This window comes from Streptomyces sp. NPDC096176 (genome assembly GCF_044763255.1).
Taxonomy (GTDB): domain Bacteria; phylum Actinomycetota; class Actinomycetes; order Streptomycetales; family Streptomycetaceae; genus Streptomyces.
In genome coordinates, this window is record NZ_JBIWFV010000015.1 from 75,924 (window position 1) to 100,313 (window position 24,390).

Below are 24,390 nucleotides of genomic sequence, written 5' to 3' on the forward strand. Positions count from 1 at the left end.
TCTGCGGTAGTGCGCGGGTCGTCTCCTGGGTGAAGCGACCCCCGCGGCAATGGAATTCTACTTCCACTTTGTGGAAACGTACAAGACGGACTCATCGGCTCGGGCGGGTCTTGACGGGCAACGGCGGGAGGTGAAGACTTCTTCAACAGTTCGTTGAATTTCCGTTGAGCAGTGGAAGTGAGGGGAGCGGGTGTCCGACGTGGACGACCTGGACGGCATGGACGACGTGCAAGTGGACCTGGTGCTGCGCTCGACGCGCGTGGTCACCCCCGAGGGGACGCGTGCCGCGACGGTCGCCGTCGCCGGCGGGCGGATCGCCGCGGTGGGTCCGTACGACGCGGACGTGCCGGCCCGCGCCCGGCTCGAGGACTTCGGGGACGACGTGCTCCTCCCCGGACTCGTCGACACACACGTCCATGTGAACGACCCCGGCCGCACCGAGTGGGAGGGCTTCTGGACCGCCACCCGCGCGGCCGCGGCCGGCGGCATCACCACTCTGCTCGACATGCCGCTCAACTCCCTCCCGCCGACCACCACGGTCGACCACCTCGCCACCAAGCAGGATGTCGCCCGCAGCAAGGCGCACATCGACGTCGGCTTCTGGGGCGGCGCGATCCCCTCCAACGTCAAGGATCTGCGGCCGCTGTACGACGCCGGGGTCTTCGGCTTCAAGTGCTTCCTGTCGCCGTCGGGCGTCGAGGAGTTCCCCGAGCTCGACCAGGAACAGCTCGCCCGCTCCATGGCCGAGATCTCCGGGTTCGGCGGACTGCTGATCGTGCACGCGGAGGACCCGCGCCACCTGGCGTCCGCACCCCAGCAGAGCGGGCCCAAGTACGCCGACTTCCTCGCCTCGCGGCCCCGCGACGCCGAGAACACCGCGATCGAGAGCCTGATCTCGCACGCCAAGCGGCTCGGCGCGCGCGTCCATGTCCTGCACCTCTCCTCCAGTGACGCGCTGCCGCTGATCGCCGCCGCCAAGCGCGAGGGCGTCTCGATCAGCGTCGAGTCCTGCCCGCACTTCCTCACCCTCACCGCGGAGGAAGTCCCGGACGGCGCCACCGAGTTCAAGTGCTGCCCGCCCATCCGCGAGGCCGCCAACCAGGACGCGCTCTGGCAGGGCCTCGCAGACGGCACGATCGACTGCATCGTCTCCGACCACTCTCCCTGCACCACCGACCTCAAGACCCCGGACTTCGCATCCGCCTGGGGCGGCATCTCCTCGCTCCAACTGGGCCTGCCCGCGATCTGGACCGAGGCCCGCACGCGCGGCCACACCCTCGACGACGTCGTCCGCTGGATGGCCACCGCCCCCGCCGAGCTCGCGGGCCTGAGCCGGAAAGGCGCCATCGAGGTCGGCCGCGACGCCGACTTCGCGGTCCTCGCCCCCCACGAGACCTTCACCGTCGACCCCGCGGAACTGCACCATCGCAACCAGGTGACCGCCTACGCGGGCAGGACGCTCCACGGAGTCGTCAGATCGACGTGGCTGCGCGGCGAGCGGATCGTGGAGAACGGCAACCTGGCCGCGCCGACGGGCCGGCTGCTCGAAAGGAACAACTGAACCGTGTCTGCATCCTCCATCCCCTCCTTCACCGGTGACGCCGGCCCGTACGGCGGCGGCGAGCCGTACGCCGACTACCGCACCGCCGACTTCCCCTTCACCCACCTCGCCGACCTCGCCGACCGCCGCCTCGGCGCCGGCGTCGTCGCCGCCAACGACGAGTTCTTCGCGGAGCGCGAGAACCTGTTGAAGCCCGAGCCCGCCGAGTTCGACCCCGAACACTTCGGCCACAAGGGCAAGATCATGGACGGCTGGGAGACCCGCCGCCGCCGCGGTGTCTCCGCGGAGCAGCCCCACCCCACCGACGAGGACCACGACTGGGCGCTTGTACGGCTCGGCGCGCCCGGCGTCGTACGCGGCGTCGTCGTCGACACCGCGCACTTCCGCGGCAACTACCCGCAGGCCGTCTCCATCGACGGCACGTCGGTCGCCGGATCGCCGTCGCCGCAGGAGCTGCTCGCCGGCGACGTGAAGTGGACGACGCTCGTCCCGCGCACAGCCGTCGGAGGCCACGCCGCCAACGGCTTCGCCGTCGACGTCGAGCAGCGCTTCACGCACCTGCGCGTCAACCAGCACCCCGACGGCGGCATCGCCCGTCTCCGCGTCTACGGCGAGGTCGCCCCCGACCCCGTCTGGCTCAGTGCCCTCGGCACCTTCGACTGCGTGGCACTCGAGAACGGCGGCCAGGTCGAGGACGCTTCCGACCGCTTCTACTCCCCGGCCACCAACACCATCCAGCCGGGCCGCTCCCGCAAGATGGACGACGGCTGGGAGACCCGCCGGCGCCGCGACAAGGGCAACGACTGGATCCGCTACCAGCTGGTCGAGCAGTCCGAGATCCGGGCCGTCGAAATCGACACCGCGTACCTCAAGGGCAACAGCGCCGGCTGGGCGGCGCTGTCCGTACGGGACGGGGCGGAGGGCGAGTGGCGCGAGGTCCTGCCACGCACGCGTCTCCAGCCCGACACCAACCACCGGTTCGTGCTGGACACCCCGGCCGTGGGCACCCATGTGCGGATCGACATCTACCCCGACGGCGGCATCTCCCGCCTGCGGCTCTTCGGTTCCCTGACCGAACAGGGTGCGGGGCGGCTCACCGCCCGCCACCAGGAGCTCGGCGGCTGACGAGCCGTCACTGAACGGGGAGGTACGACACCCTCCCTCCCGCGTGGGGCGCACCGGCCGACAGCAACGGTGCGCCCCACGCACATGCGCGCCTCAGGCGGTGTGGCGGGCACAGGCGCATACCCGGCCCGGCGGCTGGGCCGGGTCGGGCACGTGCCCGCTTCGTGCGGCGCGGCACCTCTCGCGGGTGCCCGACTTGCCCGCGGGCCTGACTCAGGCCGCGTGGCCGCCGTCGACGGAGAATTCCGCCCCCGTGATGTAGGCGGCCTCGCCACCGGCCAGATAGGCGACCATGGACGCGATCTCGTCGGGGTCGGCGAAACGGCCGGTGGCGAGGCCGCCTTCTGCGGGTCCGCGTACGGGCCGTCCGCCGGGTTCATGTCCGTGTCGACCGGACCCGGGTGGACGATGTTCGCCGTGATGCCCCGCTCGCCCAACTCCCTTGCCAGCGCCTTCGTCAGGCCGATCAGCGCCGACTTGCTCATCGCGTAGAGGGTGCCGCCGGGGCCGGGCACGTGCTGCGTCATGCATGTGCCGATCGTGATGATGCGTGAGCCGCGCCCCATGAGGGAGGCGGCCGCCCGGGACGCGAGGTAGGCACCCCGCACGTTCACGGCGAGCACCCGGTCCACATCGGCGACCGTGATGCCCTCCATGGGCCCGAGGATGCCCACACCCGCGTTGTTGACGAGTATGTCGAGCCCGCCCAGGGCCTCCGCGGCGAGCACCACCGCGTCGGCGGCCTCCGTCGTGTCCGCCGAGTCGGCACGCAGCGCGACGGCGCGCCGCCCCGCCGCCTCGATCTGCCGCACGACCTCCTGGGCGGCCTCCTTGCCCGCGACATAGGTGATCGCGACATCGGCGCCCTCCCTGGCCAGCCGCAGAGCGGTCGCCGCGCCGATCCCGCGGCTGCCGCCGGTCACCAGAGCCACTGTGCCGTTCATCGAAGCCTCCGAAACCGTGATGGGTTGCGTGATTGGTTGCGTCTTCAATGACAGCGGGCCGGAGGGTCGAATGCCGGCGGTGATCGGACTTCGCGTTCGCCATGCCGATGAGTTCCCGGAGGCGGAGCGGTCTCAGCTGTGACACTCGCAGGAAGCGTCATGCAATGTGACGAGCAGTGAGAAGGGGAGTCCCATGGCAAAGCTCAGCCTCACCCAGTTCCTCACCCTCGACGGCGTCTACCAGGCCCCCGGCGGCCCCGAGGAGGACACCCGCGGCGGGTTCGACCTCGGTGGCTGGTCCGTGCCCTACGGCGACGAGGACTTCGGCACGTTCGTCGACGAGGTCTTCGGCCGGGTCGGCGCCTTCCTGCTCGGCCGCCGGACCTACGAGATCTTCGCCGGATACTGGCCGAAGCAGACCGACCCCGCCGACCCCGTCGCCTCCAAGCTCAACTCCCTGCCCAAGTACGTCGCCTCGAAGACCCTGGAGTCGGCCGACTGGAACGGCACGACGATCATCGGCGGTGACCTCGTCCAGGAGGTCACGGCGCTGAAGGAGCGCACCGGCGGTGAGCTCCAGATGCACGGCAGCGGGGCGCTCGCCCAGAGTCTGATGGCGCACGACCTCATCGACACGCTGCACCTGATCGTCTTCCCCGTCGTGCTCGGCAAAGGTCTGCGCTTCTTCGCGGACGGCGCGACGCCCACAGCCTTCACGCATGTCGAGGCGCGGACCACGAGCACCGGCGCGGCGATCCACACCTACGAGCTCGCCGGACGGCCCACGTACGGCAGCTACGCCTGAGGGAAACGTGTAGCGGCCACGCGTCCGCCGCCGGTACGGTGATCGCTCCCGCGTGCGAGCCGCCGACGTCTCCACCGCCCGTCGTACCGGTTGGAGACCAGGTGACGTCGATCGCCGTACCCGCGCCCGCCCTCGCACCCCGTCGGGCCTGGCTCACCGATCTGCCGGTGCTGCTCGTCGCCGTCGTATGGGGCGCCAGTTACCTCGCGGCGAAGGGCATCACCACTGCCCACACCGTCGTCGCCGTTCTCGTTCTGCGCTTCGCGCTCGTTCTGCCCGTGCTCGTCGTCGTGGGCCGGCGCAGGCTACTGGCGCTGACAGCGGCCCAATGGCGGGGGGCGGGGCTGCTCGGACTCATCCTCAGCGGCGTCTTCCTGCTCGAGACGTACGGCGTCGTCCACACGTCCGCCACCAACGCCGGGCTCATCATCAGCCTCACCATGATCTTCACTCCGCTCGCGGAGGCGGCGATGACCGGGCGGCGGCCCTCGGCCTCGTTCGTCGCCGCGGCGGTCCTCTCCGTCGGCGGCGTCGTGCTGCTGACCCAGGGCGCCGGTTTCACCGCCCCCTCGTTCGGCGACTTCCTGATGCTCCTCGCCGCCGTGGTCCGAACCGTCCATGTACTGGTGATGGCCAGGACCAAGGCGGTGCGCGGCGCGGACTCCCTCTCCCTGACGACCGTCCAACTGGGCGCGGCTGTCGCGGTGTTCGCCGCATTGGCCGTCCTGCCCGGTGGCGGGGCGGCCCCGTGGGCCGTGGCGGTCGGCTTCGGGCCGCGTGAATGGGCCGGCCTGGTGTTCCTGTCGGTGTTCTGCACGCTGTTCGCGTTCTTCGTGCAGATGTGGGCGGTACGCCGTACCTCGCCCTCCCGTGTCAGCCTGCTCCTCGGCACCGAGCCCCTGTGGGCGGCGGCGGCCGGTATCGCCATCGGCGGCGAACACCTCGGCGCACTCGGCCTCGTGGGCGCGGCGCTGGTCCTCGCCGGCACGGCATGGGGGCGTCGTGCCGCCGAAATCCGCGGCTGCCAGGCCCCTCCCGGCAAAGCTTGCCGGGAGGGGCATGAGGTTCGAACGCCCTGCGCTACGACGTGTACGACATGAACTTCCGCATCCGCTCGGAGACGGATACAGGGGTGGAGCGTCGCCCTGCTCACGATCGCGGCGGTGCTGTAGGTGTGGTGCGGCGTGCTGCAGGCGTCGCCCTACGAGGCTGAAAAGGCGGTCGCTGCGCTGGGGGTGTCCGTGCCGGTCGCCGTCGTCGGCGCGATGCTGTTCACGATCGGCGCGGTGCGAGCCCGGAGGAGCGAGCACGTGGCGGACATCGCACGCCTCGGCGAGGCCGTGGACCGGAGCACCAAGAAGTAGCCCGCACCGCGCCGGGCGAGTGCGGGCGCCGTGCCCTGCCCGCGCCTCGCGCCTGAGGGCACCGTGTCAGCGGACGACGTCGAACACGTTCTTCTGCAGGCCGTTGGCGTACGCCTCGTGCTCGACCAGCTTCAGCTGCTGGGTGTCCTTGTCCGTGACGCTGAACAGACGCTTGCCCGCGCCGAGCAGGAGCGGGAAGACGAGCAGGTGGTAGCGGTCGATCAGGCCGGCGTCCGAAAGGCTCTGGTTCAGGGCGGCGCTGCCGTGGACGATGATCGGGCCGCCTTCGGTTTCCTTCAGCGCGGCGACGTCGTCGAGCGAGCGCAAAATCGTGGTCTCGCCCCAGTTCGACACCAGGTCGTCCTCGGTGAGTGCGGTGGAGACGACGTACTTCGGCATCACCTTGTAGTCGGCGAAGTCCTCCATGTCGGGCCACACGGGGCTGAACGCCTCGTAGCTGACGCGGCCCAGCAGCATCGCGGTGGCTTCCTTCTGCTCCTGGCCCTTGATCTCGAACGCCTCGGGCAGGAACTCGACGTCCTTGAAGGTCCATCCGGAGTTCCGGTAGCCGGGCTCGCCGCCCGGGGCCTCCACGACGCCGTCGAGCGAGATGAAGGCAGTGCTGATCAGAGTACGCATCGCGGGTTCCTCGGTATCTCGTATCCGGTTCTCGGCAGGTCCGGCCGGCGCACGCTGCGACCGTACTCGCGGCTGTCGCGCACCAACCATGATCTCTGACTGCGCATCGCGGAGAAACTCATCGGCGAGAAACTCCTCGGCCCTGTGTCGCCGAGGCCGGGACCCGGGGCGACCACGCTTCCGCGGCCGCCGTCACCGGCTCTGCCGCCCCAGCCGGTCGGCCGCCACCATGATGACCACGCCGAGCACACCCAGCACGATGCTCGCGTAGAGCTCGTAACCGTCGAGGAAGTCCAACCGCCGTACGACTCCCCGGAGTTTGAACCAGCCGGTGAGCTCATGGATGACACCGGCCACGCCCCAGAGGAACAGCAGGAACCCGGCGGTCTCGAGAAACTTCTTCATGCACGGAGCCTCGCGCGAAGGACCGCCCACGCGCGTCGGGCTTCGGGAGACCGGCGGACGCCGAAAGTATCGAGCTCCGCGACTTTGGTAGCTTCCCGCGACCGGACGCCCGCATCCCCGCCCCGGCCTGCGTAACTTTGTCGACATGACGCGTACGGAGTACCCATGGCTGCTGCCCTCGGCCATGTCCGATCCTCCCGATCCCGACCGACCCGGCGACCGGGGCAGCTCCAGGCCGCGACGGACCGTGCGCGACTGGATCGTCGACACCGTCCTGTTCGTCGCCGCGGCGCTCATCGGTCTCGTCGCCGCGGACGCGAGCGCCAAGGCGGGCAACTCCGAAATCGTCATCGTCGCCGACCAGCTCCTCGGCGCCGCGGCGTGCTGCGCGCTGTGGGCCAGGCGGCGGGTGCCGGTCGGGCTGGCCACGGGCCCGGTCGTCCTCGCCGCGATCGCGCCGGCCGCCGGCGGGGCGCTCATGGTCGGCCTGTTCAGCCTCGCCGTGCACCGCACCTTCCGGCCCGTCGCGATCGTCGGTCTCCTGGCGATCGCGGCCGGGATCGTACAGGCCGTCCTGCGGCCCGACCCCGGTATGTCGTTCCTCGCCTCCACCGTCGCGGGGACCGTCATGGTGCTGCTGACGGTCGGCTGGGGCATGCTCGTGCGCGCCCGCCGGCAGCTGGTCATCGCGCTGCGCGAGCGGGCCCGGCGCGCCGAGTCGGAGGCCGCCCTGCGCGCCGAGCAGGCGCAGCGGCTGGCCCGCGAGGCCATCGCCCGGGAGATGCACGACGTGCTCGCGCACCGGCTCACGCTGCTGTCCGTGCACGCCGGCGCGCTCGAGTTCCGGCCGGACGCGCCTCCGGCCGAGGTCGGCAGAGCCGCCGGAGTGATCCGCGACAGCGCCCACGAGGCGCTGCAGGATCTGCGCGAGATCATCGGCGTGCTGCGTACGCCGGGGGAGTCCGACGGGCCCGACCGGCCGCAGCCGACCCTCGCCACGCTCGAGGCACTGGTCGCCGAATCCCGGCAGGCCGGTATGAAGGTCACCGTCGACAACCGCATCGACGACCCCGGCACGGCGCCCGCCGCCACCGGCCGCACCGTGTACCGCATCGCCCAGGAGGGCCTGACCAACGCGCGGAAGCACGCGCCCGGCGCCGAGGTCACCGTCACCGTACGCGGCGGGCCGGGGGACGGCCTGACCGTTGAGGTCGGCAATCCGGCGCCCGTGGAGCCGGTGGAGGAGGTGCCTGGTTCCGGACAGGGGCTGATCGGACTGACCGAGCGCGCCACACTCGCGGGCGGCCGGCTGGAGCACGGGGCGCGGGGGGACGGCGGCTTCCTGGTCCGGGCCTGGCTACCGTGGCCCTCATGACTGTCAGGCTGATCGTCGTCGACGACGACCCGCTCGTACGGGCGGGCCTTGCCCTCATGCTCGGAGGCGCCGACGACATTGACATCGTCGGGGAGGGCGCCGACGGCTCCGAGGTACCGGAGCTCGTCGACCGGCACGCGCCCGACGTGGTGCTGATGGACATCCGTATGCCGGTCGTGGACGGTCTGACCGCCACCGAGACGCTGCGCCGCCGCCCCGACGCGCCCGAGGTCGTCGTCCTGACCACCTTCCACGCCGACGAGCAGGTGCTCCGGGCGATGCGGGCGGGCGCGGCCGGCTTCGTGTTGAAGGACACCCCGCCGGCGGAGATCGTCGCGGCGGTACGGAAGGTGGCCGCGGGCGACCCGGTGCTGTCGCCGGCCGTCACCCGCCAGCTGATCACGCACGTCGCGGGCAACGGAACCGACGCCCGCCGTCCCGCCGCCGTCCGCCGCCTCGGTCTGCTCGCCGACCGCGAGCGCGAGGTCGCGCTCGCCGTCGGCCGCGGCCTGTCCAACGCGGAGATCGCGGCGGCGCTGTTCATGAGCGTGGCCACCGTCAAGACGCACGTGTCCCGGGTGCTGGCCAAGCTGGACCTCAACAACCGGGTGCAGATCGCGTTGTTGGCCCACGACGCCGGGCTGCTCGACGAGGACGGGCCGACGTAGGCTGAGGCGGGCGCTGGTACGACGCGGCCACGAAGCCGAAGGGCGACTGCTCCTTCGAGGACCAGAGCCTGGATCGCCGACCTCAAGGAGGCCTCCTGTGAACGGACTTGATCTCGACTCCGCCCGCAAGGTCCTTGACAGCCAGCCCTTCAGCAGGCTGCTCGGGGCGCGGATCGCCGCGTTCGGGGGAGGGCAGGCGGTGCTCGAGGTGGTTGCCCGTGACGACCTGCGCCAGCAGAACGGGTTCCTCCACGGAGGCGTCATCGCCTACGCCGCCGACAACGCGATCACTTTCGCCGCCGGGTCCGCCCTCGGCCCGGCCGTTCTGACCGGGGGCTTCTCCGTGCAGTACGTGCGGCCCGCCACCGGGCGGGCCCTCGTCGCCCGTGCCGCCGTCGTGCACAGCGGGCGGCGCCAGGCGGTGGTCCGCTGCGACCTGTTCACCGTGGGCGCGGACGGGGACGAAACCCTCTGCGCCGTCGCGCAGGGCACCGTGCTGTCCGCACAATCGTGACGGCCAAGAGGCAGACGACCGAGAGGGAGACGACTTGACGACCGAAGGAGCCCTGGTGGATCTCGCCGCGCTCGGCGAGGGCTTCACCCGCGACCCTTATCCCGTCTACGCCGAGTTACGCGCCCACGGCCCGGTGCACCACGTTCGGTTGCCCGAAGGGCACAACGCATGGCTGGTCGTCGGCTACGAAGCGGGAAGAGCCGCACTGGCCGACAACTCGCTGTCGAAGGAGTGGCGCAACGTCTCGCCGGAGCTCGGCATCGCCCAGCTCTCCTCGGGCATCACCATGCTCAGCGCCGACCCGCCCCTGCACACCCGGCTGCGCAAGCTCGTGGCCCGCGAGTTCACCATGCGGCGGGTCGAGCAACTCGCCCCGCGCGTCCAGCAGATCACCGACGAACTGCTGGACCGGATGCTCCCCGCAGGCCGGACGGATCTGGTCGACGCGCTGGCGTTCCCGCTGCCGATGGCCGTCATCTGCGAACTGCTCGGCGTGCCGTTCCTGGCGCAGGACTCCTTCCGTACGTGGTCCAACACCGCCCTCGCGTCGACCGACCGCGCAGCACGGGAGGAGGCCGCCGGCCGGCTGACCCAGTACCTGATCGAGCTGTTGGCCGAGAAGCGGGAACAGCCCGGCGACGACCTGATGAGCGCGCTGATCCACGGGTCCGACGAGGGCAGCGACGACCGGCTCGCCGGCGACGAACTGCTCGGCATGGCCTGGCTGCTGCTGGTCGCCGGACACGAGACCACCGTCAACCTCATCGCCAACGGCGTGCTCGCCCTGCTCACCCACCCCGACCAACTCGCCGCCCTGCGCTCCGACTTGTCGCTGATGGACGGCGCGGTGGAGGAGATGCTCCGCTACGACGGCCCCGTCGAGACCCCGACGTACCGCTTCACCACGACGCCGTACCAGATCGGCGACACCACCGTCCCGGGCGGCGGCCGGCTGGTGCTCATCGCGATAGCCGACGCCGACCGCGATCCGGCGCGCTTCCCCGACCCGGACCGGTTCGACATCCGCAGGGACACCCGAGGGCATCTGGCCTTCGGGCACGGCATCCACTACTGCCTGGGCGCGCCGCTGGCCCGCCTGGAGGCGCGCATCGCCGTCCGTGCGCTCCTGGAGCGATGCCCGGACCTCGCGCTGGACGCGCACCCGGCCGCACTGGCGTGGCGGACCGGCATGCTCATCCGTGGGCCGGAGCGGCTGCCGGTGCGCTGGTAGTGCGGCGCGCGGAGGCGGCCGGCGGCCACGTCGCGGGCGTCACTGTGCCGGGATCTCGTCCAGGCCGACCGGCCTGTGCTCCCTGCGCGAGCGCTCGCACGCCTCCGCGACCCGCAGCGCGGTCAGCGCCTCGCGCCCGTCGCAGGGATTCTCCGCCTCGCCGAGGACCAGGCGTACGAATGCGTCCAGTTCCGCTTCGTACGCCGGTGCGAACCGTTCGAGGAAGCCCGGCCACGGCTTGTCGACGGGCGGCAGGCCGTGCGGCTCGGTGGAGCTGATGGGCGTACGGTCGTCGAGCCCGACCGCCACCTGGTCCAGCTCGCCGGCCAGCTCCATCCGCACGTCGTAGCCCGCGCCGTTGCAGCGGGTCGCGGTCGCCGTGGCCAGCGTCCCGTCGTCGAGTGTGAGCAGCGCGGCGGCCGTGTCGACGTCTCCCGCCTCGCGGAACATGGCGGGTCCCGCGTCGGAGCCGGTCGCGTACACCTCGGTGATCTCGCGGCCGGTGACCCACCGCAGGATGTCGAAGTCATGGACCAGGCAGTCCCGGTACAGCCCGCCGGACAACGGCAGATACGCGGCGGGCGGCGGCGCCGGGTCGGAGGTGATGGCCCGTACGGTGTGCAGCCGGCCGAGCCGGCCGGAGCGGACCAGTTCCCGGGCCGCCGTGTAACCGGCGTCGAAGCGCCGCATGAAACCCAGCTGGAGCTCGGTGCCCGCCTCCTCGACCGCGTGCAGCGCCTGGCGCGTGCCCGGCAGGTCCAGGGCGATCGGCTTCTCACAGAACGCCGGAAGCCCCGCGCGCGCAGCGCGGGCGATCAGTTCGGCGTGCGCGGCGGTCGCGGAGGCGATCACCACCGCGTCCACGCCCCAGGTGAAGATCTCGTTCGCACTCGGGGCGGCGGTGGCACCGCAACGGTCCGCCACGGCCGCGGCCCGGGCCGCGTCGGTGTCCGCCACGACCAGCGAACCCACCTCACGATGGCGGCTGAGCACGCCCGCGTGAAAGCTGCCGATACGTCCCGTCCCGATGAGTCCGATGCGCATGGCCCAAAGGTGGACGTGGGGCCGCCATGCTGTCAAGACTTTGTCCTGACAATCGAACCTCACGACTTCCCGTCAACATGGCGTGCGACTACGCTCGCCCACGTGCCCAAGCAGCCCAGACACGAGACGGAACCGTCCCTGTCGCTCCAGTTGAGCGTGGACCGGACCAGCCCGGTCCCGCTCTATTTCCAGGTCTCGCAGCAGCTGGAATCGGCCATCGAGCGGGGGACTCTCACCCCGGGCAGCCTGCTCGGCAACGAGATAGAGCTGGCGGGTCGCCTCGGCCTGTCCCGGCCGACCGTCCGCCAGGCCATCCAGCTGCTCGTCGACAAGGGGCTGCTGGTGCGCCGCCGCGGCGTCGGCACCCAGGTCGTGCACAGCCAGGTCAGGCGCCCGCTGGAACTCAGCAGCCTCTACGACGACCTGGAGGCGGCCGGACAGCGGCCCGCGACGGTCGTGCTCCGCAACGTCGTCGAACCCGCGAGCGCGGAGGTCGCCGCCGCGCTCCGTGTGCCGGAGGACAGCGAGGTCCGGCTGATCGAACGGCTGCGGTACGCCCACGGCGAGCCGATGGCCCGGCTGCGCAACCATCTGCCCGCGGGCCTGCTGGACTGCGACACCGAGCGGCTCGAGGCCACCGGCCTGTACCGGATGATGCGCGCCGCGGGCATCACCCTGCACAGTGCCCGCCAGTCCGTCGGCGCCCGCGCCGCGACGGCCGAGGAGGCCGAGCTGCTGGGTGAGCCGGACGGAGCGCCGCTGCTGACGATGGAGCGCGCCACCTTCGACGACACGGGCCGCGCCGTCGAGTTCGGTTCCCACGTCTACCGCGCCTCGCGCTACGCCTTCGAGTTCCAGCTGCTCGTCCGCCCTTGAGCTCGTCCGCCCTTGAGAGGGACGGACGAGGACGGAAACGGACGGACGCGGACGGGGCGCCGACCCACCGCGTAAGAATGTTCGGACAAAGTCTTGACGGGCTCGCGGGGTCGCCGTAGAAACGCACCCAGCCGCAACCGGGCGGCCGGGAGAGAAGGCGGACCCACCATGCGAACCACCCGCACGGCAGCAGCCCTGCTCGCCGCATGTGCCCTGGTCGTCGTCGCCGGATGCAGCAGTTCCGGCGGCAAGGACGCCAAGGAGAAGTCGTCCGGGGACGGCGCGGCCGGCGAGGCCGCGAAGACGCCCCGGATGAAGATCGCCATGGTGACGCACTCCGGCCAGGGCGACACCTTCTGGGACATCGTCCAGAGCGGCGCCAAGGTCGCCGCCCGCAAGGACAACGTCGACTTCCTCTACGCGGCGAGCCCCGAGGGCAAGGAGCAGGCGCAGCTGGTCCAGACGTACATCGACCAGAAGGTCGACGGGATCGTCGTCACCCTCGCCAAGCCGGAAGCGATGGGCGACGTCGTCAAGAAGGCCGTCGCGGCCGGCATCCCCGTCGTCACCGTCAACTCCGGAGCGGACTTCTCCAAGAACCTCGGCGCCCTCAGCCACATCGGCCAGGACGAGTCGGTCGCCGGCGAGGCCGTCGGCGAGGAGCTCAACGAGCAGGGGAAGAAGAAGGCGCTCTGCGTCATCCACGAGCAGGGCAACGTCTCCCTCGAAGCGCGCTGCGCCGGCGTCAAGAAGACCTTCGAGGGCACGGTGGAGAACCTCAACGTCGAGGGCACCAACATGCCCGCCACCACCTCGTCCGTCGAGGCGAAGCTGCAGGGCGCCAAGGACATCGACGCCGTGGTCACGCTGGGCGCTCCCTTCGCCGCCGCGTCGGTGAAGGCGAAGGAGGGCGCGGGCTCGGCCGCGCAGATCAGCACCTTCGACCTCAACGCCGAGGTGGTCGCGCGGCTCAAGGCCAAGGAGATCGCCTTCGCCGTCGACCAGCAGCCCTACCTCCAGGGCTATCTCGCCGTCGACGAGCTGTGGCTCAACAAGGTCAACGGCAACGTCATCGGCGGCGGCAAGCCGATCCTCACCGGCCCGGCGCTGGTCACGGAGAAGGACGTCCCCGCGCTGGAGAAGCTCACGGCCGACGGAACACGATGACCTGTCCTGCGACGGGCGCCGGGAGGGTCCCCTGCGCGGCCGGGCGGCCCCCGCTGCCGACCCCGCCACCAGCCATGTCCGATACTTGGGCGGCCGGGCCGGGTAGATCCCGGGGCCGGCCGCACCAGGCAGCACAGCGAGTACGGCAAGAAGGGCACCACGTCGTGGCAAGGGCAAGGACAGGGGTACGCGCGCTCGGCGCGGTGCTGGCGGCGGTACTCGGGGCCTCCCTCATGGGATGCAGCAGCACAGGCGGCAAGCGCGCGGAGGACGCCCGCAAGGCACAGGCCGCGGCGGGCAAGGCCGCGGTGAACACACCCCGCTGGACCTTCGCCATGGTCACCCACTCCGGCGACGGCGACACCTTCTGGGACATCGTGCAGAACGGCGCCAAGCAGGCCGCCGCCAAGGACAACATCAACCTGCTCTACGCCCACAGCGACGAGGGGCAGCAGCAGGCGCAGCTCGTCGACTCCTACATCTCCAAGAAGGTCGACGCGCTGATCGTCACCCTCGCCAAGCCCGACGCCATGAAGGCGGCCGTCGCCAAGGCCCGCAAGGCCGGCATCCCCGTGATCACGGTGAACTCCGGCTCCGAGCAGTCCAAGGCCTTCGGCGCACTCACCCACATCGGCCAGGACGAGACGATCGCAGGCGAGGCGGTCGGCGAGGAGCTCGACGCCCGCGGCAGGCAGAAGGCGCTGTGCGTCCTGCACGAGCAGGGCAACGTCGGCCACGAGCAGCGCTGCGCCGGTGCGAAGAAGACCTTCGGCGGCGAGATGAAGAACCTGTACGTCGACGGCACCAACATGCCCGACGTCCAGGCGTCCATCGAGGCGAAGCTCCAGGCCGACCGGTCCATCGACTCCGTCGTCACCCTCGGCGCGCCGTTCGCCGACGCAGCTGTCCAGGCGAAGAAGACCGCGGAGTCGAAGGCCGAGATCAACACCTTCGACCTCAACGCCAAGGTCGCCGGGGCACTGCAGGAAGGCGCGCTGGGCTTCGCCGTCGACCAGCAGCCCTACCTCCAGGGCTACCAGGCCGTGGACCTGCTGTGGCTGTACAAGTACAACGCCGACGTCCTCGGCGGCGGGCGGCCCGTACTGACCGGACCCCAGATCATCACCAAGAAGGACGCCGCCGAACTCGAGGAATACACGGAGCGTGGGACCCGATGACCCAGGCCGCACCACCTGCCACACCCGGCAAGGCGCCGGAGATGACCGACGAGCGGCTGCTGCGCGCCTCGCCGCTGCGCAAGCTGATGGGCCGGCCCGAGCTCGGCTCCGTCGTCGGCGCGCTGGCGGTCTTCGTCTTCTTCTCGGTCTTCGCGGACGCCTTCCTCCAGACGTCAAGCCTCGCGACCGTCCTGTACGCGGCCTCCACCCTCGGCATCATGGCGGTGCCGGTGGCGCTGCTGATGATCGGCGGGGAGTTCGACCTGTCCGCCGGTGTGATGGTGACCAGCTCGGCGCTGATCTCCTCGATGTTCAGCTACCAGATGACGGCCAACGTCTGGGTCGGAGCTCTCGTGTCTCTGCTGGTCACCCTCGGGCTCGGCGCGTTCAACGGCTTCATGCTGACCCGTACGAAACTGCCCAGCTTCATCATCACGCTCGGTACGTTCCTGATGCTCACGGGCCTCAATCTCGGCCTCACCAAGCTCATCAGCGGCACGGTGTCCACCAGGTCCATCGGGGACATGGAGGGCTTCACCTCCGCCAGGAAGGTCTTCGCCGAGTTCGCGGTCGGCGGCACGACGATCAAGGCGACCATCGTGTGGTGGTTCGTGCTGATCGCGCTCGCCACCTGGATCCTGCTGCGCACCCGCTTCGGCAACTGGATCTTCGCGGTGGGCGGCGGCGCGGACGCGGCCCGCGCGGTCGGCGTCCCCGTCAACAGGACCAAGATCTTCCTGTACATGGGCGTGGCCTTCGCCGCCTGGGTGTCCGGCCAACATCTGCTGTTCTCGTTCGACGTGGTGCAGTCCGGCGAAGGCGTCGGCAACGAGCTGACGTACATCATCGCCGCGGTCATCGGCGGCTGTCTGATCACCGGCGGCTACGGCTCCGCGATCGGCTCTGCCGTCGGCGCCCTGATCTTCGGCATGACCAGCAAGGGCATCGTCTACGCGGAGTGGAACCCGGACTGGTTCAAGTTCTTCCTCGGAGCCATGCTCCTCCTGGCCACCCTGCTCAACGCATGGGTACGCAAGCGTGCGGAGGCGACGACCTAAATGAGTGCCCTTGTCGAGCTCGACGACGTCAGTAAGTACTACGGCAACATCCGGGCCCTCGAAGGTGTCTCGCTCGAGGCGCACGCCGGGGAGATCACCTGTGTCCTCGGCGACAACGGCGCCGGCAAGTCGACCCTGATCAAGATCATCGCCGGGCTGCACCGGCACGACGCGGGCACGCTCCGTATCGAGGGCGAGGAAACCGTCCTCTCCGGACCCCGCGAGGCGCTGGACCGGGGCATCGCCACCGTCTACCAGGACCTCGCCGTCGTCCCGCTGATGCCGGTGTGGCGCAACTTCTTCCTCGGCTCCGAGCCCACCAAGGGCACAGGCCCCTTCAAGCGGCTCGACGTGGAGACCATGCGCGAGACGAGCCGCGCGGAGCTGCTGCGGATGGGCATCGACCTGCGCGACGTCGACCAGCCCATCGGAACCCTGTCCGGCGGGGAGCGCCAGTGCGTGGCGATTGCACGGGCCGTGTACTTCGGCGCCAAGGTACTGGTGCTCGACGAGCCGACCGCCGCGCTCGGAGTGAAGCAGTCCGGCGTGGTGCTGAAGTACGTGGCCGCCGCACGGGACGCTGGTCTCGGCGTGGTGCTCATCACCCACAACCCGCATCACGCCTATCTGGTCGGGGACCGTTTCGTGCTGCTGAAGCGTGGTGTCATGGCGGCGAGCCACACCAAGGAATCCGTCACACTCGATGAGCTCACCCGGCAGATGGCGGGTGGCAGCGAGCTGGAGGACCTGCGCCACGAGCTCGAGCGAGCCCCCGTACCGACCCACCTCGGCGGCCATCCCGTCGACAAGGAACGGCCCGCCGACTAGGTGTACGCGTCAGGAACGGTGAGCGCCGCCTACTAGCATCGAGGGGGCGGACCCCACCCGCCCCGGGATCCGGACCGGCCACCACGACCCGCAGGGACGACTTGAGTACGTACCGCGACTTCACGAACCGAGGCACCGCACGCGCGACCGTCCTCAAGACCGTCGGCACGCGGGAGCGGCGCTCGCACCTCAGCGCGCCGCGGGTGCCCACCGTCGGCATCGACATCGGCGGCACCAAGGTGATGGCGGGCGTCGTCGACGCCGACGGGGTCATCCTGGAGAAGATCCGTACCGAGACCCCGGACAAGTCCAAGAGCCCGAAGGTCGTCGAGGACACCATCTGCGAGCTGGTCCTCGACCTCTCCGACCGCCACGACGTGCACGCGGTGGGCATCGGCGCGGCCGGCTGGGTCGACGCCGAGCGCTCCAAGGTCCTGTTCGCCCCCCACCTCGCCTGGCGCAACGAGCCCCTGCGCGACGCGCTCTCCGCCCGTCTCGCGGTACCGGTCCTGGTCGACAACGACGCCAACACCGCCGCCTGGGCGGAATGGCGTTTCGGCGCCGGGCGCGGCGAGGACCACATCGTGATGATCACGCTGGGCACCGGTATCGGTGGCGCGATCCTCGAGGACGGCCAGGTCAAGCGGGGCAAGTTCGGCGTCGCCGGCGAGTTCGGCCATATGCAGGTCGTGCCGGGCGGCCACCGCTGCCCCTGCGGCAACCGCGGTTGCTGGGAGCAGTACAGCTCCGGCAACGCCCTGGTCCGCGAGGCCCGCGAGCTGGCCGCCGCCGACTCGCCGGTCGCCTACAACATCATCGACCGGGTCGGCGGCAACGTCCGCGACATCACCGGACCGCTGATCACCGAACTCGCCCGCGAGGGCGACGCGATGTGCATCGAGCTGTTCCAGGACATCGGCCAGTGGCTCGGCGTCGGCATCGCCAACCTCGCCGCCGCACTCGACCCGTCCTGCTTCGTGATCGGAGGCGGCGTCAGCGCCGCCGACGACCTGCTGATCGGCCCCGCCAGGGACGCCTTCCGGCGCCATCTGACCGGCCGCGGCTACCGTCCCGAGGCGCGCATCGCCAAGGCCCAGCTCGGCCCGGAAGCCGGTATGGTCGGCGCGGCCGACCTCGCCCGGCTCGTCGCCCGCCGCTTCCGCCGGGCCAACCGCCGCCGGGTGGAACGCCACGAACGCTACGAGCGCTACGCCCAGGCCCTGCGCAACCCGAGCTCCGCCCGTCCGACCCAGGAACCGCCGTCATGACCACGCTGACAACCCGCCAGACCACCCCGACCCCGCCCCCGGCCCCCGAGAGCCGGCGGCACATGATCGTGCGCCGTTGGATCACCGCGATCGTCATCGTTCTGCTCATCGGCATCCCGGCCGGCTACGGGGTGATCTCCGCCGAGCAGAGCCGCGCCAGCGGCCGGGACAAGGAGGCGGAGTCCGCCGCGGACGGGCTGCGCGACTTCTGGCCCTCCCTGATGAAGCGCCGCATCTTCGAGGTGCCCATCCCCGAGGGCGCCCGGCGGGTCGCCTACTACGAGACGAGCAACTGGAAGACCAGCCGCCTGTACGTGCAGTTCCGCACCTCCGAGAAGGGACTGGACACGTTCCTCGAGGGCGTGGGCACGAGCCGGGCCGCGCTCGAGGACGGCAAGGTCACCATCAGCGACCGCGACTCCGGGGTGGCGGGCTGGAACTTCGGTCTCGAGGGCCGGGCGTGGGCGGGCACCGTGCACACGCAGAAGGACCCGAGGCCGAGCCAGGACATCACGGTCGATCTGACCGAACCGGGCAAGCCCTGGGTCTACGTCGTCTCCACCGCGAACCCGTAGGGGTCCGCTCGCCCACCTGACGGCCGGTTCCGGTTGCCCCCGGCTCGTCAACAGGGCCGCAGTTCGGCGGGCAGAACGGTGCCGAAGGCGAGCCCGCGCGGCCGCCCTAGCCGTTCCCCTTCTTCTCCAGAGCCATCTCGACCCAGGTACCCGCCGCGATCCCTGCCCTGTCGAGATGCCAGGCGGCCTGCAGGCAATGGAGCCCCGGAGCACCGAGCGCCCCGAACAGTTCGTTCGCCGGTACGAGTTGCGCGAGACGAGTGGTGAGCTTCCCCACGTCGAACGGCGCACCGGCGTCATCGCCGTTCCGCAGTCGCGCGATGACATCGAGGAAGTCGTCCTCCCCTTCTTGTGCTTTCCAGAAGTCCCGCACCCCTTCGATTTGCCACTCCGAGGGAAGGAGGTCCTTCAGGCTCCGTCCGAGAGCACGGTCGGAGACGGCCGTGAATATGGCATTGGTGCAGACTTCGGCTGCCTCATCGAGCGGTGCGTCCGGCATGCCTTGGGCGGAAACGGCTTTCTCCTTCCGCTTCTTCATCTCGGCGGTCTGCTGACGAAAGACCTGCCGAGCCTTTGCCCGATCATCCCGCGATCCCGCGGGATCCCCCAGCTTCGGTAGCGACGAGGCGGCCTGAGCTGTGATCTTCGCGAGCTTGAGCCGTTGCTCCGGAGGCGTCTTCGGGTCGCTGATCGTTTCTACCGCTCCGGCCACATCCTGTGTCGGCCTCGCCGGCTGGTTCCTCGCACCGGGGCTGTTCGAGGGGTTCTTCGCACCGGGGCTGTCCGAGGCCAGGGTGGCGGTCAACGGCTTCATGATCAGGATCAGCTCCCTCCGGAGCTCGGGGGGCGTCTCAGGGGCACCGATCACGCCCAGAGCCGAACTCGCCCGCGCCATGGTCGAGATGGCGGTAGTCCGCAACTCGGGCGGCACATGCGGGTCGAGGCTGCGATGCACCGCGGAAGCCACCTGCAGCACGATCACAGTCAGCTCTTCTCGAAGCTCACGACGTGATTCAGGGTCACCGATCACCGCCAGTGCGGAAATCACCCGCTGGGCGATCTCGGTGACCTCTTCCCGCTCTTGCGGTGGCGTCTTCGGATCCTTCACCGCCTGGAGCGTGGCGGTCAGCTGCTCCACGGCCGGCGCGAGTTCCTCAGGGGCCTTTCGCCCCGCCTCGTTCATATTCACCGCTGCCGTTTCAAGCTCTTCGTTCTGCTGCGCCAGCTGTTCGGACACCGATCGGTCAGAGTGCGATTGCTCGGAGTCTGACGGCCCGTCAGGGCCCGGCGTCTCTCCCTGGGTGGTGGTGTCGTCCGGTGTGGTGGTGTCGTCCGATTTCGGAGGCGGCGGGGGCGGCGGCGGGGGTGGCGGGGAAGGAGACGGCGGAGGCGGCGGCGTCGGGGGAGGTGGCGGCGCTGGGGGTGGCGTCGGGGGAGGAGGCGTTGACTGGACCGGCGCTGCCGTCGGCTTCCCGTTGTCGATGCGAGGCGTTGCCGCGGCACTCGCCATTCCGGCCGGCAGCGCGAGCGAGGCGGCCAGGGCTGATGCTCCGACCATGCGGAAGAGGTTACGCCGGGCGACTGTGGCCATGATTCGCATCCTGATGCGCTTCATTGTGTCGGCTTGTCCGTGGCGGACCGGCACCTTGAGAGCGAGCACGGCTCCCACATGAGATCTTCGGCTCAGCAGTGCATAAGCGATCCTATTTCCACTCTTTACCCGTACGGCGCGTCCTGCAACGCGGCCACTGCACATCTGATCGACCAAGGTCTCCGGACGTCTTGCAAGGGCGGTGGAAAGCATGCGCGTGACCGGCGGGCGGGGCCGGACGGGGTGCGCAGCTGATTGAACGGGCAAGTGTCCGAGCGCTGAAACGTGTCGTCGTCAATCGGTCCGGCCGCGCCCGTCTCCGGCGCGCCTCGCCGCCGCGGACGAGCTAGGTGCCGCTTTCTTTCAAAAGCTGTGCAAAGGGGATTGCGGCCATGGTCTTGGCCAGAGCGGCGCCGTATCTTTTCCTTTCTCGCTCATCCTCATCCGCCGCCTCCTCCCCGAAGTAAAGGGCTTCTCGGGGATTGTGTGACAGGATGAATGAATCGAAGTCGGCGCTGGATCCGGTCCATCCGTAGTAGGAGACGACGAATCGGGGCTTACGAGTCACATTGATCATGTTGTTGTTGTGAAGGACTCTGCCGCGGTTGACGATGCGATCGTCACATTCGAGGGGAGGGCAGTGGAACTGCCTGTCGTCGGCGCGCCAGGAATAGTGCGGGACTGCGAATTCGTCATCGATTCTCCCGCGATCCTTGCGCAAGATGGTCATGGTCAAGTCGGCTTCGATCACGTCGTACGTGGCTGTCTTGGGCAGTTGGACAACTCTTTCCTTGACGTATTGCTCGCCGGGCTCGAGCCAGTTGCCGGGTCCGTAGAATCGTGCGGCACTGATCGTCTCCCGGGTGGGCGATTTTACGTAGCGCCCTACTGTCGAGTCGTCCGACGTGGCGTCGATGGTCCTTCTCCAATTCAGGAGTCCGCTACCGTCTTCCGCGTACTTCAGGGTGACCCCATAGATCCCGTAACCATCGCTCGTGATGTAAGCCGGAACCTTCCCGGAATTCTTGGCCCGGTAGGTCACGGGGAGATGGATGATCGGTTGCTTCACATCCGGTTGCGGCGTCCCGAATTTCACTTCAAGGTCGAGCAGGACCGTAGCGGATGTCGGTTGGTAGATCGCGGAGTAGGTCAGGTTGAAGGCGGCCAGAAGCGTCGTTGCTGTCACTCCGGCCGCGAACTGTTTGGGGTAGGGAATCCCTCTCCATGCTTTTTCTCTGAAAAGCAACTGGATTGCCCACACGGACCAGCAGAAGAGCGGGAGGTACGTCAGTAAGTACCACGTGAACTCTTTCTCCTCAAGCCACATGGCCAGCAACAGTCCATTGGTGAGCAGTGCGATGAACGCGCCGAGGAGGATCACTGCTCCAGAAAGTTTCAGCCGGCGCTTGCCCCAGTAATCGAGAACCGCCAGTGCGGCGACGCCCTGTGAGGCCCCCGCGATGGCGAACAGGAACCCGGTGACACGCCCCGCGAAGGTCAGGGCCCCGATGGCGTCCGGCATCCCGACGGCGAAGAGCAGCACCATGGAGCCCAGCAGTCCGGCCATCATGAACGTGATGATCAGGCGCGTCCGCCATGGGCGGGCGGGCCACGTCCCGCTGTCTCCGCCGAGCCAGACGATGAGTGACCGGTCTTCCACATCCACGTTCTCCGGGTGCACGAGGCGGCGGAGAATCTTTCGCAACCCTCGCAGTGACCAGGCGCTGCCCACCGTCCTGCCGCCCATGGTGACCTCGCGCAGGCCACGGTCGTCCGGTGGCCGCACCACCACCTTGGGTTTGTTCATGGGGTCACGATCAGATTCGCTCCGGGTTCGTGCAAACCAGGTTGGACCGTCCAGCGCAGCACGAGGCCCGCCGGGGCCACGACTCAGCAGGGGGCTCGGCGACCTGGGCCGTAGTGCCATTCACGGCCCTTCGACATCTCGAAGTGCAGCCCGCCGCCTTGTACTTCTCCAGCACGTCCCGCCAGTCTCGGGCGAGGGCAGGCGGAAGCAGTGGAAATTGGCGCCGCGGATGAAGGTGTGCTCGCCGTCGATCTTCAGGGGGTAGCGGTCGCCGAGACGCTGTGCGCGGGCTGCCGGTCGGCGCCGGGTGACGGCGTCGCGGTGGCCGGGGCCACCGCGAACACCGCCGCGAGCGCCACCAGGACCGCGAGGATCCGGTGTCGCATGAAGTGGTCTCCTGTCAGCGCAGTGAGAAGGTGCTCAGCCGCAAGCCCTCGCCGAGGACCAGGCCTGGCGCCGGGCGGCGCCCTGCAGCGGCGCCGTGACGTCCGCGTAGGCGTAGCGCGAGCCGGTGCTCTCGACCGTCGCGGTCCCGGCCAGGCGGCCGTCCGGCGCGCCGAGGCGGACCTCGAGCGTGCCGGCGCCCGACGACTCCTTCGCCACCCGCGCCGTGAGCCGGCGCGCCCCGCGCGCAGGTCCGCGTGGGCGAACAGCAGCCAGGCGCTCGAGGACTCGGCGCCCACCGCGGTGCCGCGCGCCTTGGACTCGTCGACCAGCCGCACGCCTTCGTAGTCGTCGAAGTTCTCCGCCCGCGTCGTCCGCGACAGGTCGCGCGGCGGCACGGTCTCGCCGCGTACGTCCAGCGTCGTCCGGCCGCGGATGTCGCCCGCCGATGAGCCGACCATGACCTCGTACGCGCTGCTCTCCACCCCCCACCGGGAGCGGGTGACGTCCCAGTGCGACAGGTCGGCGCGGGACAGCGGCAGTGTCACGGTCCGCGTCCGGCCGGGCCGCAGCACCACCTTCCGGAACGCCTGCAGCTTCTTCAGCGGCTGCTTGACCCGCGAGTCGCGCTGCCGGGTGTAGAGCTGCACGACCTCGGCGCCGGTGCGGCGCCCGGTATTGGTGACCGCGACCTCGACGCCGCCGCGGACGACGCGCGGACGGCCGTAGCGGAAGGAGGTGTACGAAGGCCGTGCCCGAAGGGGTAGAGCACCTCGCCGGTGAAGTACTGGTACGTGCGGTCGTGCTTGATGTTGTCGTACTCGAGGATGGAGGGCAGGTCCGCCACCGACCGGTACCAGGTCTGGGTGAGTCTGCCGGACGGGTTGACGTCGCCGAAGAGGACGTCGGCCAGCGCGTTGCCGGTCTCCTGGCCCGCGTGGGTCGTCCACAGCAGGGCCGGGACCTTCTCCTGCTCCCACGTAAGCGTCGTGGGGTAGCTGTTCGATGCAGGTCTTCGCCGAGGGCAAGGAACGCAGTCGGTTCGTATGGATCACCGATGTGACGCCGGACGACCTCGCGGCCCCCCTCACCGAGATGGTCGACCAGGAAGCACGCGTGATCAAGCAGACGCTGGAGATGCCGGCCACGTCGGACCACTGAACGAGCGGCTTGGAGGGCGGCGCGGCTCCGTTGGGCGGCCCTTGGCCGGGCAGGCCGCGCACCCGCATAGGATCGAGCGCGTGTGCGCACATGTCATGGTCGCGGAAGACGACGAGAAGCAGGCCGAGTTGGTCCGCCGTTACCTGGAACGGGAGGACCACACGGTCACGGTCGTTCGCGACGGTCGCGCCGCCATCGAATCGGTCCGTCACCGCGCACCCGACCTGCTCGTCCTCGATGTGATGATGCCGCGGGCCGACGGCCTGGATGTCCTGCGCGTGCTGCGCGCCGAGGCCCGCGAGCTGCCGGTGCTCATGCTGACGGCCCGCTCCACCGAGGACGATCTCCTGCTCGGCCTGGACCTGGGCGCCGACGACTACATGACCAAGCCGTACAGCCCGCGTGAGCTGATGGCCAGGGTCCGCACGCTGCTGCGCCGCCCGCGGCTCGCTGTCGTGGGCGATGCGGCAGCACCCTCCGCCCTGTCGGTGGGCACCCTCGTCGTGGACCCGGACCGGCACGAGGTGAGCGTCGACGGCACCCCGGTCGACTGCACGCCCGGCGAGTTCCGCATCCTCCTGGCGATGGCGACCGAACCCGACCGGGTGTTCACCCGCCAGCGGCTGCTGGCGCAACTGCACGGCTTCGACCGCTACATCAGCCTCCGCACCGTCGACATGCACATCATGAACCTGCGCAAGAAGATCGAGGCCGCGCCCCACCGGCCCGCCCGGCTGCTCACGGTCTTCGGCGTCGGCTACAAACTGACCGACCCGAGCGCCTCCCGTGTCCCGTCCTAGGCCTCGCGTGTTCCGCCGCGGC

25 protein-coding genes and 2 pseudogenes are annotated in these 24,390 nt (G+C 69.9%); 18 read left to right on the forward strand and 9 right to left on the reverse strand.

The features are described from left to right. Positions 1 to 217 precede the first annotated feature (217 nt). Both allB and alc read left to right on the forward strand, forming a co-directional pair. Positions 218 to 1,561, forward strand: a complete 1,344-nt coding sequence (gene allB / locus ACIQ7Q_RS30730; RefSeq protein ID WP_403869465.1) for an allantoinase AllB — start codon at positions 218 to 220, stop codon at positions 1,559 to 1,561. Positions 1,562 to 1,564: 3 nt separating this feature from the next. Further along, complete coding sequence (alc, locus tag ACIQ7Q_RS30735) at positions 1,565 to 2,686, forward strand: allantoicase (protein WP_403869276.1); 1,122 nt, start codon at positions 1,565 to 1,567, stop codon at positions 2,684 to 2,686. Between the two features lie 213 nt (positions 2,687 to 2,899). On the opposite strand, the pseudogene ACIQ7Q_RS30740 reads toward alc, so the two are convergent. Then, positions 2,900 to 3,630: pseudogene (locus ACIQ7Q_RS30740) on the reverse strand (SDR family oxidoreductase). Between the two features lie 193 nt (positions 3,631 to 3,823). Between ACIQ7Q_RS30740 and ACIQ7Q_RS30745 the strand changes: the two are divergent. The 3 genes from ACIQ7Q_RS30745 to ACIQ7Q_RS30755 all read left to right on the forward strand — a co-directional run bounded on the left by ACIQ7Q_RS30745 (position 3,824) and on the right by ACIQ7Q_RS30755 (position 5,799). After that, entirely contained in the window at positions 3,824 to 4,435 is a 612-nt protein-coding gene (locus ACIQ7Q_RS30745; RefSeq protein WP_403869279.1) for a dihydrofolate reductase family protein, read from the forward strand. A 101-nt stretch (positions 4,436 to 4,536) separates the two neighbouring features. Next, positions 4,537 to 5,535 (forward strand): DMT family transporter, encoded by a 999-nt coding sequence (locus ACIQ7Q_RS30750; RefSeq protein WP_403869281.1) that lies wholly within the window; start codon positions 4,537 to 4,539, stop codon positions 5,533 to 5,535. Positions 5,536 to 5,619: 84 nt separating this feature from the next. Further along, entirely contained in the window at positions 5,620 to 5,799 is a 180-nt protein-coding gene (locus ACIQ7Q_RS30755) for a hypothetical protein (protein ID WP_403869284.1), read from the forward strand. 66 nt (positions 5,800 to 5,865) lie between these two features. Here the strand turns inward: ACIQ7Q_RS30755 and ACIQ7Q_RS30760 are convergent, their stop codons facing one another. Next, positions 5,866 to 6,438: a dihydrofolate reductase family protein gene (locus ACIQ7Q_RS30760; protein WP_403869287.1), complete on the reverse strand. Its 573-nt coding sequence runs from the start codon at positions 6,436 to 6,438 to the stop codon at positions 5,866 to 5,868. A gap of 192 nt (positions 6,439 to 6,630) precedes the next feature. Continuing rightward, positions 6,631 to 6,843, reverse strand: a complete 213-nt coding sequence (locus ACIQ7Q_RS30765; protein ID WP_403869290.1) for a hypothetical protein — start codon at positions 6,841 to 6,843, stop codon at positions 6,631 to 6,633. Positions 6,844 to 6,988: 145 nt separating this feature from the next. On the opposite strand from ACIQ7Q_RS30765, the gene ACIQ7Q_RS30770 reads away from it, so the two are divergent. From ACIQ7Q_RS30770 to ACIQ7Q_RS30785, 4 genes are all read left to right on the forward strand, one after another. Next, a complete protein-coding gene (locus tag ACIQ7Q_RS30770; protein ID WP_403869293.1) occupies positions 6,989 to 8,218 on the forward strand; it encodes a sensor histidine kinase in 1,230 nt (409 codons plus the stop codon). Beyond that, positions 8,215 to 8,886, forward strand: a complete 672-nt coding sequence (locus ACIQ7Q_RS30775) for a response regulator (RefSeq protein WP_403869296.1) — start codon at positions 8,215 to 8,217, stop codon at positions 8,884 to 8,886. Before ACIQ7Q_RS30770 ends, ACIQ7Q_RS30775 begins: the two co-directional genes overlap by 4 nt. 97 nt (positions 8,887 to 8,983) lie before the next feature. Next, positions 8,984 to 9,400, forward strand: coding sequence for a PaaI family thioesterase (locus ACIQ7Q_RS30780; protein ID WP_403869299.1), 417 nt, complete (start codon positions 8,984 to 8,986; stop codon positions 9,398 to 9,400). A 34-nt stretch (positions 9,401 to 9,434) separates the two neighbouring features. Beyond that, a complete protein-coding gene (locus ACIQ7Q_RS30785; RefSeq protein WP_403869302.1) occupies positions 9,435 to 10,631 on the forward strand; it encodes a cytochrome P450 in 1,197 nt (398 codons plus the stop codon). 39 nt (positions 10,632 to 10,670) lie between these two features. Here ACIQ7Q_RS30785 and ACIQ7Q_RS30790 read toward each other — a convergent pair whose 3' ends face one another. Then, positions 10,671 to 11,675, reverse strand: coding sequence for a Gfo/Idh/MocA family oxidoreductase (locus ACIQ7Q_RS30790; protein WP_403869305.1), 1,005 nt, complete (start codon positions 11,673 to 11,675; stop codon positions 10,671 to 10,673). Between the two features lie 156 nt (positions 11,676 to 11,831). Here ACIQ7Q_RS30790 and ACIQ7Q_RS30795 point away from each other — a divergent pair, with 156 nt between their 5' ends. The 7 genes from ACIQ7Q_RS30795 (at position 11,832) to ACIQ7Q_RS30825 (ending at position 18,625) form a co-directional block, all read left to right on the forward strand. Beyond that, positions 11,832 to 12,551 (forward strand): GntR family transcriptional regulator, encoded by a 720-nt coding sequence (locus tag ACIQ7Q_RS30795; RefSeq protein ID WP_403869468.1) that lies wholly within the window; start codon positions 11,832 to 11,834, stop codon positions 12,549 to 12,551. A 168-nt stretch (positions 12,552 to 12,719) separates the two neighbouring features. Beyond that, on the forward strand, positions 12,720 to 13,718 hold the full coding sequence (locus tag ACIQ7Q_RS30800; RefSeq protein ID WP_403869308.1) for a sugar ABC transporter substrate-binding protein: 999 nt from the start codon (positions 12,720 to 12,722) through the stop codon (positions 13,716 to 13,718). 164 nt (positions 13,719 to 13,882) lie between these two features. Continuing rightward, positions 13,883 to 14,896, forward strand: a complete 1,014-nt coding sequence (locus ACIQ7Q_RS30805) for a sugar ABC transporter substrate-binding protein (protein WP_403869311.1) — start codon at positions 13,883 to 13,885, stop codon at positions 14,894 to 14,896. Then, positions 14,893 to 15,954 (forward strand): ABC transporter permease, encoded by a 1,062-nt coding sequence (locus tag ACIQ7Q_RS30810; protein ID WP_403869314.1) that lies wholly within the window; start codon positions 14,893 to 14,895, stop codon positions 15,952 to 15,954. The genes ACIQ7Q_RS30805 and ACIQ7Q_RS30810 overlap by 4 nt, the downstream gene beginning before the upstream one ends. Then, a complete protein-coding gene (locus ACIQ7Q_RS30815) occupies positions 15,955 to 16,782 on the forward strand; it encodes an ATP-binding cassette domain-containing protein (RefSeq protein WP_403869317.1) in 828 nt (275 codons plus the stop codon). It abuts the gene before it with no gap. Between the two features lie 101 nt (positions 16,783 to 16,883). Further along, on the forward strand, positions 16,884 to 18,050 hold the full coding sequence (locus ACIQ7Q_RS30820; protein WP_403869320.1) for an ROK family glucokinase: 1,167 nt from the start codon (positions 16,884 to 16,886) through the stop codon (positions 18,048 to 18,050). Further along, entirely contained in the window at positions 18,047 to 18,625 is a 579-nt protein-coding gene (locus ACIQ7Q_RS30825; RefSeq protein ID WP_403869323.1) for a hypothetical protein, read from the forward strand. Before ACIQ7Q_RS30820 ends, ACIQ7Q_RS30825 begins: the two co-directional genes overlap by 4 nt. A gap of 106 nt (positions 18,626 to 18,731) precedes the next feature. Here the strand turns inward: ACIQ7Q_RS30825 and ACIQ7Q_RS30830 are convergent, their stop codons facing one another. From ACIQ7Q_RS30830 to ACIQ7Q_RS30850, 5 genes and pseudogenes are all read right to left on the reverse strand, one after another. Beyond that, a complete protein-coding gene (locus tag ACIQ7Q_RS30830; protein WP_403869326.1) occupies positions 18,732 to 19,862 on the reverse strand; it encodes a hypothetical protein in 1,131 nt (376 codons plus the stop codon). 700 nt (positions 19,863 to 20,562) lie between these two features. Further along, positions 20,563 to 22,023: a hypothetical protein gene (locus ACIQ7Q_RS30835; RefSeq protein ID WP_403869329.1), complete on the reverse strand. Its 1,461-nt coding sequence runs from the start codon at positions 22,021 to 22,023 to the stop codon at positions 20,563 to 20,565. A 420-nt stretch (positions 22,024 to 22,443) separates the two neighbouring features. After that, the gene (locus ACIQ7Q_RS30840) at positions 22,444 to 22,899 is read right to left on the reverse strand and encodes a carbohydrate-binding protein (RefSeq protein WP_403869471.1); all 456 of its coding nucleotides are present in this window, start codon (positions 22,897 to 22,899) and stop codon (positions 22,444 to 22,446) included. Positions 22,900 to 22,910: 11 nt separating this feature from the next. Continuing rightward, positions 22,911 to 23,057: pseudogene (locus ACIQ7Q_RS30845) on the reverse strand (fibronectin type III-like domain-contianing protein); the annotation flags it as partial. Next, positions 23,009 to 23,455: a glycoside hydrolase family 3 protein gene (locus tag ACIQ7Q_RS30850; protein ID WP_403869474.1), complete on the reverse strand. Its 447-nt coding sequence runs from the start codon at positions 23,453 to 23,455 to the stop codon at positions 23,009 to 23,011. The gene ACIQ7Q_RS30850 and the pseudogene ACIQ7Q_RS30845, both read right to left, overlap by 49 nt. On the opposite strand from ACIQ7Q_RS30850, the gene ACIQ7Q_RS30855 reads away from it, so the two are divergent. Next, positions 23,413 to 23,568 (forward strand): hypothetical protein, encoded by a 156-nt coding sequence (locus ACIQ7Q_RS30855; RefSeq protein WP_403869332.1) that lies wholly within the window; start codon positions 23,413 to 23,415, stop codon positions 23,566 to 23,568. The two genes, ACIQ7Q_RS30850 and ACIQ7Q_RS30855, sit on opposite strands and share 43 nt — an antisense overlap. 95 nt (positions 23,569 to 23,663) lie before the next feature. Further along, the gene (locus ACIQ7Q_RS30860; protein WP_403869477.1) at positions 23,664 to 24,368 is read left to right on the forward strand and encodes a response regulator transcription factor; all 705 of its coding nucleotides are present in this window, start codon (positions 23,664 to 23,666) and stop codon (positions 24,366 to 24,368) included. Positions 24,369 to 24,390: the final 22 nt, after the last annotated feature.